The organism is Micromonospora sp. NPDC005413, from assembly GCF_040606435.1.
Classification (GTDB): domain Bacteria; phylum Actinomycetota; class Actinomycetes; order Mycobacteriales; family Micromonosporaceae; genus Micromonospora.
Genome location: NZ_JBEXEV010000005.1, coordinates 127,508 through 141,443 on the forward strand (window position 1 = coordinate 127,508; position 13,936 = coordinate 141,443).

At 69.2% G+C, this 13,936-nt stretch carries 15 protein-coding genes and 1 tRNA gene; 6 read left to right on the forward strand and 10 right to left on the reverse strand.

What is annotated here, in order from left to right:
- Window positions 1-62 precede the first annotated feature (62 nt).
- The gene (locus ABZS37_RS09605) at window positions 63-1,031 is read left to right on the forward strand and encodes an acetylxylan esterase (RefSeq protein ID WP_355167277.1); all 969 of its coding nucleotides are present in this window, start codon (window positions 63-65) and stop codon (window positions 1,029-1,031) included.
- A gap of 19 nt (window positions 1,032-1,050) precedes the next feature.
- On the opposite strand, the gene ABZS37_RS09610 is transcribed toward ABZS37_RS09605, so the two are convergent.
- Both ABZS37_RS09610 and ABZS37_RS09615 read right to left on the reverse strand, forming a co-directional pair.
- Window positions 1,051-1,506 (reverse strand): Rrf2 family transcriptional regulator, encoded by a 456-nt coding sequence (locus ABZS37_RS09610; RefSeq protein WP_110562950.1) that lies wholly within the window; start codon window positions 1,504-1,506, stop codon window positions 1,051-1,053.
- Window positions 1,507-1,513: 7 nt separating this feature from the next.
- Entirely contained in the window at window positions 1,514-2,509 is a 996-nt protein-coding gene (locus ABZS37_RS09615) for an AraC family transcriptional regulator (RefSeq protein ID WP_355167279.1), read from the reverse strand.
- 212 nt (window positions 2,510-2,721) lie between these two features.
- Between ABZS37_RS09615 and ABZS37_RS09620 the strand changes: the two genes are divergently transcribed.
- Entirely contained in the window at window positions 2,722-3,498 is a 777-nt protein-coding gene (locus ABZS37_RS09620; RefSeq protein WP_355167281.1) for a glucose 1-dehydrogenase, read from the forward strand.
- A 114-nt stretch (window positions 3,499-3,612) separates the two neighbouring features.
- Here ABZS37_RS09620 and ABZS37_RS09625 read toward each other — a convergent pair whose 3' ends face one another.
- Window positions 3,613-4,044: an SsgA family sporulation/cell division regulator gene (locus ABZS37_RS09625; RefSeq protein ID WP_007457244.1), complete on the reverse strand. Its 432-nt coding sequence runs from the start codon at window positions 4,042-4,044 to the stop codon at window positions 3,613-3,615.
- Between the two features lie 294 nt (window positions 4,045-4,338).
- On the opposite strand from ABZS37_RS09625, the gene ABZS37_RS09630 reads away from it, so the two are divergent.
- From ABZS37_RS09630 to ABZS37_RS09645, 4 genes are all read left to right on the forward strand, one after another.
- On the forward strand, window positions 4,339-4,980 hold the full coding sequence (locus tag ABZS37_RS09630; RefSeq protein ID WP_354993498.1) for a TIGR02611 family protein: 642 nt from the start codon (window positions 4,339-4,341) through the stop codon (window positions 4,978-4,980).
- Window positions 4,981-5,029: 49 nt separating this feature from the next.
- Window positions 5,030-5,101, forward strand: a tRNA-Val gene (locus tag ABZS37_RS09635).
- A gap of 614 nt (window positions 5,102-5,715) precedes the next feature.
- On the forward strand, window positions 5,716-6,123 hold the full coding sequence (locus ABZS37_RS09640) for a nitroreductase family deazaflavin-dependent oxidoreductase (RefSeq protein WP_355167283.1): 408 nt from the start codon (window positions 5,716-5,718) through the stop codon (window positions 6,121-6,123).
- An 80-nt stretch (window positions 6,124-6,203) separates the two neighbouring features.
- On the forward strand, window positions 6,204-6,551 hold the full coding sequence (locus ABZS37_RS09645) for a hypothetical protein (protein WP_355167285.1): 348 nt from the start codon (window positions 6,204-6,206) through the stop codon (window positions 6,549-6,551).
- Window positions 6,552-6,764: 213 nt separating this feature from the next.
- Here the strand turns inward: ABZS37_RS09645 and ABZS37_RS09650 are convergent, their stop codons facing one another.
- The 7 genes from ABZS37_RS09650 to ABZS37_RS09680 all read right to left on the reverse strand — a co-directional run bounded on the left by ABZS37_RS09650 (window position 6,765) and on the right by ABZS37_RS09680 (window position 13,889).
- The gene (locus ABZS37_RS09650) at window positions 6,765-8,018 is read right to left on the reverse strand and encodes an iron-containing alcohol dehydrogenase (protein ID WP_355167287.1); all 1,254 of its coding nucleotides are present in this window, start codon (window positions 8,016-8,018) and stop codon (window positions 6,765-6,767) included.
- Window position 8,019: 1 nt separating this feature from the next.
- The gene (locus tag ABZS37_RS09655; protein ID WP_355167289.1) at window positions 8,020-8,259 is read right to left on the reverse strand and encodes a hypothetical protein; all 240 of its coding nucleotides are present in this window, start codon (window positions 8,257-8,259) and stop codon (window positions 8,020-8,022) included.
- Window positions 8,256-9,716, reverse strand: a complete 1,461-nt coding sequence (locus tag ABZS37_RS09660) for an NAD-dependent succinate-semialdehyde dehydrogenase (protein WP_355167291.1) — start codon at window positions 9,714-9,716, stop codon at window positions 8,256-8,258. Before ABZS37_RS09660 ends, ABZS37_RS09655 begins: the two co-directional genes overlap by 4 nt.
- A 273-nt stretch (window positions 9,717-9,989) precedes the next feature.
- Window positions 9,990-11,066: an ABC transporter ATP-binding protein gene (locus ABZS37_RS09665; protein WP_355167293.1), complete on the reverse strand. Its 1,077-nt coding sequence runs from the start codon at window positions 11,064-11,066 to the stop codon at window positions 9,990-9,992.
- Window positions 11,066-12,133: an ATP-binding cassette domain-containing protein gene (locus ABZS37_RS09670; RefSeq protein ID WP_355167295.1), complete on the reverse strand. Its 1,068-nt coding sequence runs from the start codon at window positions 12,131-12,133 to the stop codon at window positions 11,066-11,068. Before ABZS37_RS09670 ends, ABZS37_RS09665 begins: the two co-directional genes overlap by 1 nt.
- Entirely contained in the window at window positions 12,133-13,044 is a 912-nt protein-coding gene (locus ABZS37_RS09675; protein ID WP_355167297.1) for a carbohydrate ABC transporter permease, read from the reverse strand. Before ABZS37_RS09675 ends, ABZS37_RS09670 begins: the two co-directional genes overlap by 1 nt.
- Window positions 13,044-13,889, reverse strand: coding sequence for a sugar ABC transporter permease (locus tag ABZS37_RS09680; protein WP_355167299.1), 846 nt, complete (start codon window positions 13,887-13,889; stop codon window positions 13,044-13,046). Before ABZS37_RS09680 ends, ABZS37_RS09675 begins: the two co-directional genes overlap by 1 nt.
- Between the last annotated feature and the right edge of the window lie 47 nt (window positions 13,890-13,936).

Here is a 13,936-nt window from a genome sequence, read left to right on the forward strand (position 1 = left end):
CCTGCTCGGACAGGCGTCGCCGTACCCACAACTGACAATCCTGCTGTCACGGAGGCCATGCTGTGGCTTTGAGCGATCTCACCCTCGCCGAGTGCTGGGCGTACCGACCCGAGTTGGCTGTTCCGGAGGACCTGGACGCCTTCTGGGAGCGGACGCTGAGTGCCGACGAACCCGCAGCGGCGGCGACGTACGAGCCGGTCGACACGGGTCTCACCCAGATCCGCACCTACTCGGTCACCGTCGCGGGTTACGGCGGCGAGCCCGTGCACGGCTGGCTGCACCTGCCGGCGAATGACACCGGGCCGTTGCCCTGCGTGGTCGAGTACCTCGGGTACGGCCGTGGCCGTGGCCTGCCCCACGAGAAACTGTTCTGGGCCGCGGCGGGCTTCGCTCACCTGATCATGGACACCCGGGGCCAGGGCTGGAGCGCCGCGCCCGGCGTCACGGCCGACCCGCACCCGTATCCGGCGGGCACGGTCCCCGGCCTCCTCACCCGCGGTGTCACCAACCCGGAGGACCTCTACTACCGCAGGCTGATCACCGACGCGGTTCGGTTCGCCCAGGCTGCCCAGAAGCATCCCGCCGTCGACCCCGACCGGGTCGTGGTCACCGGCATCAGCCAGGGAGGCGGCCTCTCGCTCGCGGTGGCCGCGCTGTTCCCGGGCGTGGCGGCGGTCATGCCCGACGTGCCCTTCCTGTGTGACTTCCGGCGTGGTGTCCAGGTCGCCGGTCAGGGCCCGTACGGCGAGGTCGCCGAGTACCTCGCGCTGTACCGCGACCGCAGCAGCCAGGTGTTCCGTACGTTGTCGTACGTCGACGCCGCCGTGCTCGCGCCCGGCGCGACCGCGCCCGCGCTGTTCTCCATCGCGATGATGGACCAGATCTGCCCGCCCTCGACCTGCTTCGCCGCCTACCACCGCTACGGCGGTGACAAGGAGGTGCGCGTGTACGAGTTCAACGACCACGAAGGTGGCGAGGCGACTCACCAGCGTGAACAGCTCGCCTGGCTGCACAAGCTCTTCGGCCGCTGAGGACAGCGCCTCTCTGGCGTCAGCGCGGCTCCCAGGCGTCTGGCAGGGCGGTCAGTTTCCGCACGTGAGCCGGGAGTCGGCCGCTGATGATCTCCGCGAGGCTGACCTCGTCGACGACCCGCCGCACCGCCGCCCGCACGGCCACCCAGAGGCCGGGCAGGTTCTCCGCCGCACCCTCGTACCGGGTCTCCTCCGGGCGCAGGCCGCGTACCCCGGCGAGCGGGCCCTCCACCGCGCGCAGCACCGCGCCGACGGTCACCTCTCGCGGCGGCCGGGCGAGGGTGTAGCCACCCTCGGCGCCGCGCTGCGCCCGAACGACACCGGCCCGGCGCAGGTCGGCCAGGACCGCCTCCAGGAACTTGCGGGGCATGTCCTGCTCGGCGGCGATGGCCTGGGTGGACAACAGCGAGGGGTACGCGGTGGCGAGGCTCAGTGCTGCCCGTACCGCGTAGTCGCCGCGCGCGGAGATCTGCACGCTGTCATCATGCCCGGCCGGCGCCGGCCGCCGGCCCGGTGGGCGACCCGGATCGCGCGGGGTGACCGCCGTTGGCCGGTTCGCCGAGCGTGCCGGAGCGGAACCGCCCGCCGTTGGTGCCCACCGTCTCGGCCGACGGTCGGGGTCGGACGACCCGGCCGGCTGCCCTCTGGTCGCGGGCGGCCCGGAACGCGCCCGGGCTGATTCCGGTCTCCCGGGTGAAGAACCGGCCGAAGTTGGTGGGCTCGGAGAACCCGAGCTGCCGGCCGATCTGCGCGATCGGCTCGTCGGTCGCGGCGAGCAGCCGGCCGGCCTGCAACGCGACCCGCTCGTCGATGACCTGCTTGGCGCTGCGCCCGGTGACGGCCAGGCAGGCTCGGGTCAGGGTCCGCACCGAGCACCCGAGCGCCGCCGCGTAGTCCTCGACCCGCCGGGTCCCCTGGTAGGCGTGCTCCACCTCCCGGCTGAACCGGTGGAACGTCACCACCTCGGGTCGCGGGGGAGACCGGTCCACGCCGGGCAGGGCCAGCCGCAGCAGCAGCACGGCGAGCTGGTGACGCAGCAGCGCACGGGCGGCGGCGGGGCCATCGCCGTGCCGCTGACAGTCCACCGCCAGCTGGCTCACCTCGGTTATCACCGCGTCCTCGTCCTCACCGGCCAACTGTCGCCAGGTCACCGGCGCGTCCAGGTCGACGTCGAGACCGCGCAGCGCCTCGGACGTCCACCCGACCACCGTCGCGTCGAACTGCGGGCCGACGCACCGCAGCACCTGACCGGCACGGACCCGCAGCAACGTGCCGGGCCGGCAGGGCAACAGGTGGAAATCCAGCTCGGCGTCACCGTGCCCCCGGGTGGTGAGGATCAGCAACTCCCGCTCGACGAGCACCGGCCGGCGCCAGCCCGGGTCGCCGGCGAGGTCGGCCAGCGCGAACGTGGAAATCTCGTCGGGTACGGGTGACGCCGTTCCGATCGGCGGCGCGGGGGAGGGATCGGTAGAGACCATCGCCTCCGACGGTAGCCCGAACGGCAGGTCACCGCATCCCGGCTGCCGTGCCCGTCGGCTCGGATCCGATGCGGCGCGGCGACCCGCTTGTCGTGATCCAGGCGGCCGGGCTACGTTACCCGGCGGTAGTGCCGTCCGGGCCGCGGTCCGCCCGGCGCCCCGCCAGCCGCCCAACCGGCCGGCGGTCCCCGCCGACTCGCGATGGGATGGGCATGACGCAGCTGTTCTCGGTAGAAGGCAAGACGGTCCTGGTCACCGGCGGTTCGCGGGGGATCGGTCTGATGATCGCCCAGGGCTTCGTCCGGGCCGGCGCACACGTGATCATCTCGTCCCGCAAAGCGGACGTCTGCGAGGCGGTCGCCAAGGAACTCTCCGCCGAGGGCCGCTGCGAGGCCATCCCGGCCGACCTCGGCGACGACGCCGGTGCCGAGGCGCTGGCCGCCGCCGTGCGGGAGCGCTTCCCCCGCCTCGACGTGCTGGTCAACAACGCCGGCGCGACCTGGGGTGCGCCGCTGGAGAGCTACCCGGAGGCCGCGTTCGACAAGCTCTGGGCCGTCAACGTCAAGGCCGTCTTCCGGCTGACCACCGCGCTGCTGCCGGCGCTGCGCGCCGCCGCCAGCGCCGACGACCCGGCCCGAGTGATCAACATCGGGTCGATCGACGGCATCCGGGTGCCGTGGATGGAGGTGTACGCGTACTCCGCCACCAAGGCGGCCGTGCACATGCTCACCCGCAGCCTGGCCCACCAACTGGCCGGCGAGCAGATCACCGTCAACGCGATCGCGCCCGGCCCGTTCGAGAGCAAGATGATGGCGTTCGCGCTGAACGACCCGGCGAGCCGGGCCAGCATCGAGCAGCAGGTGCCGCTGGGCCGCATCGGGCGCCCGGAGGACATGGCCGGGACGGCCATCTACCTCTCGTCGCGGGCCGGCGCGTACCTCACCGGGGCGGTCATTCCCGTCGACGGCGGCATCACCACGCACGGCTGAGCACCGACCGACCCGGGGCGGGCGGGCCCGCGTACCCCCCGGGTGTGCCGGAGCCGCGCGGTCGGCAGATCCGCGCGGCCCCGTGATGGCCGGTGTTGCCCGTTCGGGCGGTGGTCAGCGACCGGCGAGCAGCCGGTTCACCGCCGTGTCGACGTCCAGGTGCTCGGCCTCGCGGCCGCGCGGGACGACGACGTAGGTCCGTCGAAGGAAACGCACCAGGACGCTGCGCGGCACCTCGAAGAGGGCGTTGCCGTCCGGTGACGAGAGGGCCAGCGCGACGAAATCGCCGCGCGGTGTGGCCCAGGGCCAGACCCGTACATCCCCGATGCCGGCTGGCTCGTCCAGGCCGGTGACCAGCAGCTCGCGAGCAAAGGACCAGCTCACCGCCTCGCCGCCGGCAGATTCGGCATGGAACAGGACATGGACCGCATACGGGTCAGCAGGGTCGTAACGCAGACTGGCACGCACCGGCAATGCGGTGGCGTCAGGCGCGACGAGCCTTAGCGACGTCTCGACCTCTACGGTCGTCGGTCGGATGACACTCATGGACGTTCTCCCCCCGGCACCGCTGCGGAACGCGCGTGTCCCGCTTTTCCCATACTCAGGTGCTACTCCTGGCTACGCTCCGCCATACGCTGACTTCACCCAGTGGTGGGAAGGGGGACGGAAAGGCCGCGTGAATGTGAGCATTCATGTAGGATTTCCGGTTCTGCCCAGTGCGTGATCCCGCCCGGCATCGGGTGGTTCAGTCGTCGACTTACTCCGGTAACGTCCAGTCGGCCGTTGCAGTGACGGGCCCGAGCGACACTGGGGGGTGAAATGGTGACGAAGCGATCCTCAATGGATCCGGCGGAGGCACCCGGCCCGCCGAACGTCGCGGTCCGAGCAGCCGAAAAGCGGGGGTACGGAGTGCGGATGGAGAAGCCCGAGCAGGCCGGTCGGCCGAGGTCCGGAGCCGATCGCCCCGGCGGTGACGACGCCGACCGGTCTCACGGCGGCGCAGGCCGTGGCGGTGGCGCCGAGCCGTCGCTCGTTGGCCCTGTTCGTGGCAGTGGCGTCATCGTCGTGCAGGACCCGCCGCGCCGCCCTCGCTGGCGGGAGCGGATCTCGATAACCCTCGACCTCATCCGAGCCAACCCCACCGGCCGGATAGCCCTCAAGATCTTCATCGCGATCGCCGGGGCGCTCGTGGTGACCATCGGCATCGCCCTCATCCCGCTACCCGGGCCAGGCTGGCTGCTCGTGATCGCCGGGCTGGGCATCTGGGCCGTCGAATACCACTGGGCGCAACGGCTGCTCGGCTTCACCCGCCGGCACGTCCAGGGCTGGACACAGTGGGTGACGCGACAATCACTGCTGGTGCGAATAGTGCTCGGCTCCGTCGGCCTGGTCTTCGTGGCCACGGTGGTCTGGCTGTCGCTCAAGTACAGCCTCGGCGTCGACGTGGTGGCCAAGGCGATGCACTACTTCGCGACGCACTGACCCGGATTTCCGGTCCGCGTCCACGATCGGGTAGAGTTGGCGGCGCTGAGGGCGATTAGCTCAGTGGGAGAGCGCTTCGTTCACACCGAAGAGGTCGCTGGTTCGATACCAGCATCGCCCACTCTCAGTTAGTGCAGGTCAGAAGCCCGTTACCGGAGTCATCGGTAACGGGCTTTGCCGTATGTGCGGCTTACATTGAGAGCAGCGATGGCGGTCCTGCTCGGGTTACTGCTGGCGCGATCGGGTTGACCGCCCTCCGGCCGAGGGTTAAACGTTGTGGTCGCGTGCGTGGGACAGCGCTGGGTGGGCGTTGGTGACCGGGCGTGCGTCAGCGGTGTGGCTGGGGTTGCGGCGCATTGGGCAGATCACCGGGCCGTCGGGCAATGTGATCGCCGGTCGGGAGATGTATCCGTAGCGGGCGTACAGGCGCTGAGACTCGCTGGTCGTCGCGGTCTACACGGTGATCATGTCGGCCGAGCAGCGGGCGCGGATCTGACGGGCGGGAGCGGACACAGCTTGATCGTCACCGATCGGGACTCGACTGCGCCACCGAAACTCCGCACCCATGCCAGCACCAGGCCGAAATGAACCTGCGCCTGCATCCGTATCCGCCGCGAACCGAGCGCTACGCATTGTCGCCGCCGGGCTCGTTGATGCGTGGTCGCAGTGTCATGCCCCGGTTGGGACTGTCAGAATCGTGTTCAAGGAGACGGTGCGCGGAGGCGAGGAGAAGGCATGAGCGACTGGAACGACAAGATCATCGTCGAGTTTCGCGCTAACGGTGGGCAGGTCGGCGGTCAGTTCGCTGGCGCGCCACTGCTGCTGTTGCACACGGTCGGCGCCAAGAGCGGCGAGCCTCGCGTGAACCCGGTGATGTACCAGAAGGTGGACGGCGGCTACGCCGTGTTCGCGTCCAAGGGCGGTGCGCCCACCAATCCCGACTGGTACTACAACCTGCTCGCTCACCCGCAGGCCCAAGCGGAGATCGGTACGGACAAGGTCGAGTTGGTCGCCAGAGTTGCCGCCGGGAACGAGCGGGAACGGATCTGGAGCGCGCAGAAGGCCGCGTATCCAGGCTTCGCCGACTACGAGCAGAAGACCACCCGCCAGATCCCAGTCGTCGTACTGGAACCTGCGCCGTAGGCAGAGACGGTACAACCCTATTCCCGCCGGTGCGTGCCGCGCCGCGGGTCCGGCGCATATCCGCTCACTGCCCGCGGTCAGTGCGTTCGACCAGCTACGGATCCCCCTGGGCGACCGGCGCCGGCGGCGTCGTCGTGCTGAGCGTCCTCGCCGTCAACCCCGCGGTGACCGGTCCCGCCGTGCCACGGTCGACACGTCTGCTGCTGCAGGGCGGCCTGCTCCTGCTCACCCTCGCGGGCGTCGTGGAGGTGTGGGGATGGGCGGCCTCGCCATTCGGCGACGCCCCGCCGAGCACGAGCGAGCTGATCGGGCTGGTGACCGAACCGGTACGGCAGCGGACGCAGTTCCTGCGACAGCTAGTCGTGGCAAGCTGTCTGATCCTGGCCTGCGCCTGCCTCGGCGTCGGCTCCCGACAGCACACCCTTTGAAGTCGGAGCATCGAACTGAACGGCTCACGAGGTGTGCCTTGTATCCGCCACCGACGTGAGCCGACAGAGCACGGCATGATCCGACGAACGATCATCCGGGGCGGATCAGCATTACTGCCTGGTCGGGGTGAGTGACCCGAGGAGGGCTGCGACGTCGGGCCCGATGGCGTAGCCGAGCATTCCGACACCCAGGGTGGCGCAGGGAACTCGGCGTCATGTGAAAGGCCGGTCACTATCTCTGCTCGGAGTCAGGACGTGTCGGGTCCGGTCCCCGGTCCAGGCCGCTTCGAGGATCGCGGTCAGGCTGGCGGTGTCGGTCGGGCCTGGATGGTTCTGGATCAAGCGGGTGACGCCACTGGCCATCTCCGCGAAGCGCGGGAGGTCGGCGCGTGCCACGCCGATGTCCGCCAAGGTGGGTGGGATGCCGATGTCGGCAAGGAGCCCGTCGAGCCAGGTGAGGAACGTATCTGCGGCCTCGGCTTCCGAGGCGTCGGTCACGTCGAGCCCGCACACCCCGGCGAGGATGGCCAACCGGTCGCCGATGGCATCCCTGGCCGCGTCCAGCGCGTAGGGCAGTAGCAGCCCGACGCCCAGGCCGTGCGGCGTGTGCGTGGCTGCGCCGATGGGGTACTGGAGAGCGTGCGGGGCCGCGTTGCCCGCGTGGGAAAATGCGAGCCCGGCGAGCATGGACCCATAGGACATGTCCGCTCGCGCGTCCGTGTCGCCTCCGTCCCTGACAGCACGACGCAAGCTACGGGCGATCCGCTCCGCGGCCAGGAGCGCGTAGTGGTCGGTGATCGGGTTGCGGCCGAGGAAGACCTGCTCCACCGGGTCGCGCGGTCCGTGGGCCCGGGGTCGCGCGGTGTAGCTCTCCACCGCGTGACAAAACGCGTCGATGCCGGAGTGGGCGGTGACGGTCGCAGGGCAGGTGTAGGTGAGTTCGGGGTCGACGATGGCGAAGTCGGGCACGATGTGGACGCTGGAAACCCCCACCTTCAGCTCGCGGTCCGGGTCGGTCAACACCGAGACGGGTGTGAGCTCGGAGCCGGTGCCTGACGTCGTCGGGACCGCGACGAGAGGAATCGTCGGCCCCGGCACCTTCGACTCGCCGTAGAAGTCGCGCGGCGTCCCACCGTGGCGCCGAATGACGCCGACGATTTTGGCGAGGTCGATCACCGTGCCACCCCCGATGGCGAGGATCACGTCGGCGTCCATCTCTGCGGCGACCGCGACGGCCAGGGCGACATCGGCGAGTGGCACGTCTGGAGTCGCGTCGGAAAACACCTCGACGACCTCGACCTTCTCCCGCACGGCGGCCACGATCTCGGCCACGCCCGGCTGCCCCAGAAGAACCTGGTCGGTCACGATGAGGACTCGCGACCCAATCTCGGCCACCACTCGTGGGATGTTCTGCGCGACCCCTTCGCCCACTATCAGCTGGCGTGGTCCGCGGACGGTCTCAAGCATGTCAGTGCCTCTCCAGAACGTCGGCGGCGACTTGCCGGGCGGACGTCCAGGTCACCTGCGAGACCGGGACGGCGTCGGCAAGGTTGGCCGCCCGGGTGGCGCAGGCGCGCGCGCCGGGCGCCCGGACGCGATCGTGCCCGGTCGCCCTCGGCTCCATCGCGATGAAGACGTCGCCCTTGGTGGACGGCTGGGTCGGGTCGAGGGTCCCGCGGACGGGCGCCCGGAGCAGCAGGCCGGTCACGGTAGGTCGATCGCCGCGTAGGTGAGGTCGAGGTACTCGAGGATGCCCTCGTGCGACCCCTCCTTGCCGATCCCGGACTGCTTCACGCCTCCGAACGGAGCTGACGGGTCCGAGATCAGACCACGGTTGATGCCGACCATCCCCGTGTCCAGCCCCTCGATGAACCGGAGCGCCCGCTGGAGGTCACGGGTGAAGATGTATCCGACCAGGCCGTGCTCGGTGTCGTTGGCCTTCGCCAGCACCTCGTCGTCGGACGTGAACGAGATGATCGGCGCCACCGGGCCGAAGATCTCCGCCTCCAGCATCCGCGCATCGTCGGGCACGTCGACGAGGACGGTAGGCGGGTAGAAGTGGCCCGGCCCATCCGGACGCTCGCCGCCCACCAAGACCCGGGCGCCGCGATCGACCGCGTCGGTGACGAGCTCGTGGATCTTGGTGACCGAGGCCTCGTCTATCAACGCCCCGACGTCCACGCCGTCGTCGAGACCATGGCCCACCGAAAGCGCGCCCATCCGCTCGGCGAAGCGCGCCGTGAACTCCTCGCGCACCGGCTCCTCGACGTAGATCCGGTTGGCCGCGATGCAGGACTCCCCGATGTTGCGCATCTTGGCCACCATGGCACCGTCGAGCGCGACGTCCAGGTCAGCATCGGCACACACGATCAAGGCTGCGTTGCCGCCCAGTTCCATGGAAGTGCGCAGCACGTTGTCCGCAGCCTGTCGTAGCAGCACACGCCCGACCTCGGTCGACCCGGTGAACGAAAGCTTGCGGGTCCGACCGTCGGCCAGCAGTGCGGAGACCACCTTGCCGGCACGCTTGGTGGTCACCACGTTGACGACGCCCGGGGGAACGCCGACCTCCTCCATGATGCGGGCCAGGAACAGCATGGTGAGTGGCGTCTGGGCTGCTGGCTTGGTGATCGTCGTGCAGCCCGCAGCCAGCGCAGGGGCGATCTTGCGGGCACCCATGGCCAACGGAAAGTTCCAGGGCGTCACGAAGACGCACGGTCCGACCGGCTTCGGCACGGTGAGGATGCGATATCCACCTGCGGGAGCGGTGCTGTAGCGCCCCTCGACGCGCACCGCCTCCTCGGCGAACCAACGGAAGAACTCGGCGCCGTAGGCCACCTCTCCCCGAGCCTCGGCGAGCGGCTTGCCCATCTCGAGCGTTATCAGCCGGGCGACCTCCTCGGATCGCTCGGTCAGTGCCCGGTACGTCGCGGTCAACAACTCTGACCGTTTCCGCGGCGGGGTCGCCGCCCACTCCGCCATTGCCTTGCTCGCCACGTCCAGAGCGGCGAGCCCGTCAACGACGTCCGCGTCCGCCACCTCGGCGATGGTCTTGCCGGTGGCCGGGTCCTCGACGGCAAAGGTGGCTCCGCTTGCGGCGTCGCGCCAGGCGTCGCCGATCCGGAGCCGCCGGTGCTCGGGGGCCAGGACGTTCATCGGGTCACTCATTGCGTCGCCTCCTGTGATCTTGGTGATGTCCGGCGTGCCTCAGCGATCGCATATGCGCGCGTAGACGGACGGGTCGCACGCCCTCGTCGCGGGCGAGGTTGCCGAGCGGGTCGAATGTGGCCCTGGCCCTGTCTGCAGGGCGACGCCCCGCGCCACCGATCGCCTTCTCGGGCCACGGCCGTCTCAGCGTCGTCAGGCCGTGCTCACTGGTGACGGTCCGCCGAGGCTCGATTGCCACGTGCGGGCGCATGGTGCCGTCGTCGCCCGGCGCGGCTACCGCCCAGCCTCGGACAGCGACAGCCCGGTGTCCGCATCGAACAGGTGCGCACGGTCCAGGTCGACCGTGACGAGCAGCCGCTCGCCCGGCGTACCGGTGACGGTGGGTCGTGCCTTGACCTTGAGGATCTTCGTCCCCACTCGGACGTCGACCACCGTTCGGTCACCGAGCGGCTCAAGCCCGTAGACCTCCCCGGACAACGACGCGTTCCCACGCTGCTCGACGGACAGGTCCTCCGCGCGCAGGCCCAGCAGCATCGGACGACCGTCCTCAGCCGTGGTCCAGCGGGGCCGCGGCAGCGTCCAGCCTTCCGCACCGACCAGACGATCTCCCTCGGCGTGGCAGGCGAGCAGGCTGATCGGCGGGCTCCCGACGAATCGTGCGACCCACTGGTTGGCTGGACGCTCGTACACCTCGGTCGGCGTTCCGACCTGTTGCACCTTCCCCTCCTTGAGGACCGCGACCTGGTCGGCCATGGACAGGGCCTCGACCTGGTCGTTGGTCACGTAGACGAAGGTTGCTCCGAGGCTCCGGTGGATGCGGGTGAGCTCGGTGCGCATCTCGACGCGGAGCTTGAGGTCGAGGTTCGTCAGCGGCTCGTCCATGAGAAACGCGCGCGGGCGACGGACCAGCGCCCGGGCCAGGGCGACACGCTGCATCTCACCGCCCGACAACTGCGCGGGACGACGTTGCAGCAGACGTTCGATGTGCAGCAGGCGCGACATCTGCTCGACGGCAGCGGCGATCTCGCTCGAAGAACAGCGGCGTGCCCGCAGCGGCGAAGCGATGTTCTCGTACACCGTGTGTCGCGGGTAGAGGGCGTAGCTCTGGAAGACCATGGCCAGGTCGCGTGCGGCCGGGGCGTCACCGGTCGCGTCCCTCCCGTCCAGATGCACCGACCCGGCGTCAAGCTTCTCAAGGCCGGCGATCGCTCGCAGGGTCGTCGTCTTGCCTGCCCCGGAGGGCCCGAGCACGACGAAGAACGAGCCGTCCGGCACGTCCAGCGTCACCTCGTCCAGGGCCTGGACCTTGCCGAAGGACTTGCACAGCCCGTGCACTGCCACGGTTCCCATCAGGCCACCAGCTCTTCCGTGCTCACGTCGTAGACCGCCGGGGTCCCGCCGGTGTGCCGCAGCCCGACCGGTGCGTCAGCGGCGAAACGGACAGTCGGTGGCATCCGAACCCGTACGTCGCGCTGGCCGCTGTGGTCAACCACGTAGATGATTTCGTCGCCCAGCCACTCCGCCGAGACCACACGGGCCGGGACCGAACGTTCCGCCCCTGGTTCCGTGACTTCCAGCGCCTCCGGCCGGACGCCTGCGACCAGGCAACGGTCGCGCGGCAGCCCTGGCGGTGGCGTGAGGAGCAGTCCGCCCTGACTGCGCAGCTTCCCGTCGGCCACCTCCACCTCAATCAGATTCATCGGCGGGGAGCCGATGAATGCGGCGCAGAAAAGGCTCGCCGGACGGTCGTAGATTTCCAGCGGCGTGCCGATCTGCTCGACGCGGCCCTTGTTGAGGATGGCGATTCGGTGACCGAGCGACATCGCCTCGACTTGGTCGTGGGTGACGTAGACCATCGTCGCCCCCAGCTCCCCCTGCAGGTGCTTGATCTCCGTGCGCATGTCCGCCCTCAGCTCCGCGTCCAGATTGGTGAGAGGTTCGTCCATGAGGAATGCGCGCGGTCGTCGCACCAGGGCGCGAGCAAGCGCGACGCGCTGCTGCTCCCCGCCGGACAGCTGGCGCGGTCGCCGGTCCAGGAGCGGACCGAGCCGCATCAGCCGGGCGGCCTCGTCGACCCGCTCCTGCACCTCCGGCTTGGGCAGCCCCTCGGCCCGCAGTGGGAACGCCAGGTTGTCGCGGGTCCTCAGATGCGGGTAGAGAGCGTAGAACTGGAACACCATGGCGATGTCGCGCTCAGCGGGCGGCAGGTCGTTGACCAGCGTGTCGCCGATGCGGATGTCGCCCGTCGTCTGCCTCTCCAGGCCGGCTATGGCCCGCAGCGTGGTGGTCTTGCCGCAACCCGAAGGGCCGAGCATCACGAACAGCTCGCCGTCGCCGATCGACAGGTCCACGTGATCAACTGCGACCGTCCCGTCCGGGTAGCGCTTGTGCAGGGCGGTCACCTCGATGCCCGCCATCAGCGTCGCACCGCCCCGAGCGTCACACCGGCGACGAGGTGCTTGCGCACCAGGTACGCGAAGACGAGCACCGGTAGGGCGAACACCACGGAGGCGGCGGCCACGAGACCCCAGTCCGTAGTGGTGCCACCGATGAGGCCGGCGATGGCGGGTGGGGCCGTCCGCACGCTGTCGCTGGAGGTAAGGAAGATGGCGAACACGAACTCGTTCCACGAGAAGATGAGTGCGAAGACGGCCGTCGCGGCGATGCCGGGCACGAGCAGGGGAAGGGTAAATCGCCGGAACGCTTGCAATCGGGTGTAGCCGTCGAGCATGGCGGCATCCTCGTACTCCGCGGGCACCTCGTCGACGAACCCCTTCATCATCCAGATCGTGAACGGGACGTTGAACGCGGCGTAGATGAGGATCAGGCCGAGCTTGCTGTCGATGAGTCCGACTTGGCGGTACATGAGGAAGATCGGGATCACGACCACCACGGGCGGCATGAAGCGGGTGGACAGGATGAAGAACAGTTGGTCCTTCTTGGCCTTCAAGGTGAAGCGTGAGTAGGCCCAGGCCGCCGGGACCCCCAGCACGGTGGCCAGCACCGTGGAGACCCCGGCGACCACGACAGAGTTGAGGAACGACACGGACAAGGCCGAGCGACCGCCGCCGGGGGCGACGAACACGTCCTTGTAATGGTCCATGGTGACCTTGAAGCCGAAGAACTCGGCCGGGATGGCGTAGACGTCCCGGTTCTCCTTGATGGACGTCTCGATCATCCACAGCACCGGAAAGAGCATCACGACGGCCAGCACGGTCAGCAGCGCGACCTCCAGCACGGAACGGCCCTGGCCGCCGAGGCGGCGCGCGCGGGGCGTGTGATCCCGGGCAGGACCTGTGGACACGGCCTCGTCGACGGAGACGGCCATCAGTCCTCCTTGAGCTTGTTCAGGTAGCGCAGGTAGAACTGCGTGAGGACGATGACGACGAGGACCATGAGGATCCCGTACGCCGAGGCGGTTCCGGTGTTGAAGCCCAGGAACGCGACCTTGTAGACGTGGAACGACAACGTCTCGGTGGAGACGCCCGGGCCTCCGTTGGTGAGGATGTAGACGAGGTCGAACAGCCGGAAGGCCTCGATGGCCCTGAACATCACAGCAATGAGGAGCAGCGGCCACACCAGCGGAAGAGTGATGGTGCGAAACCGGAACCACTCGGACGCCCGGTCGATCGAGGCGGCCTCGTACAAGTACTTGGGAACCGCGGAAAGGCCCGCAAGTGCGATGAGCATGATGAACGGCGTCCACTGCCAGGTGTCGACCACGATCAGGGAGATCAATGCCGTTCGCTGCCGGGTGAGCCACTCCACCTGCCCCAGGCCGAGCGAGCCGAGCATGCTGTTGATCACGCCGAATTGTGCGTCGAGCATGAATCGCCAGAACAGCCCGACCACGACCGGCGACAGCATCATCGGAACCAGGAACAGAGTGGTCAACAGTCCTCGCCCGTGCGTGCGCCGTGAGATCAGGTAGGCGATGGCGAAGCCGAGCACGGTCTGCAGGCCGACCGCGCCGATCACGTAGATCAACGTCGTCAAGGCCCTCTGGTGGACCTGCGCCGACGTCAGGATGGCGGTGTAGTTCCCGAACCAGATGAAATGGGCGGGCCCCCCGCGGGTGGCCGAGTAGTCGGTGAAAGACAGGTACAACGCCCACAGCAACGGGAACACCGACATGGCGAGCAACAGCAGCAGCGCGGGGGAGATGAAGGCCACGGTGAGCCCGCGGTCGCTCAGCCGGCGGGACCGACCCGGTGCAGGTG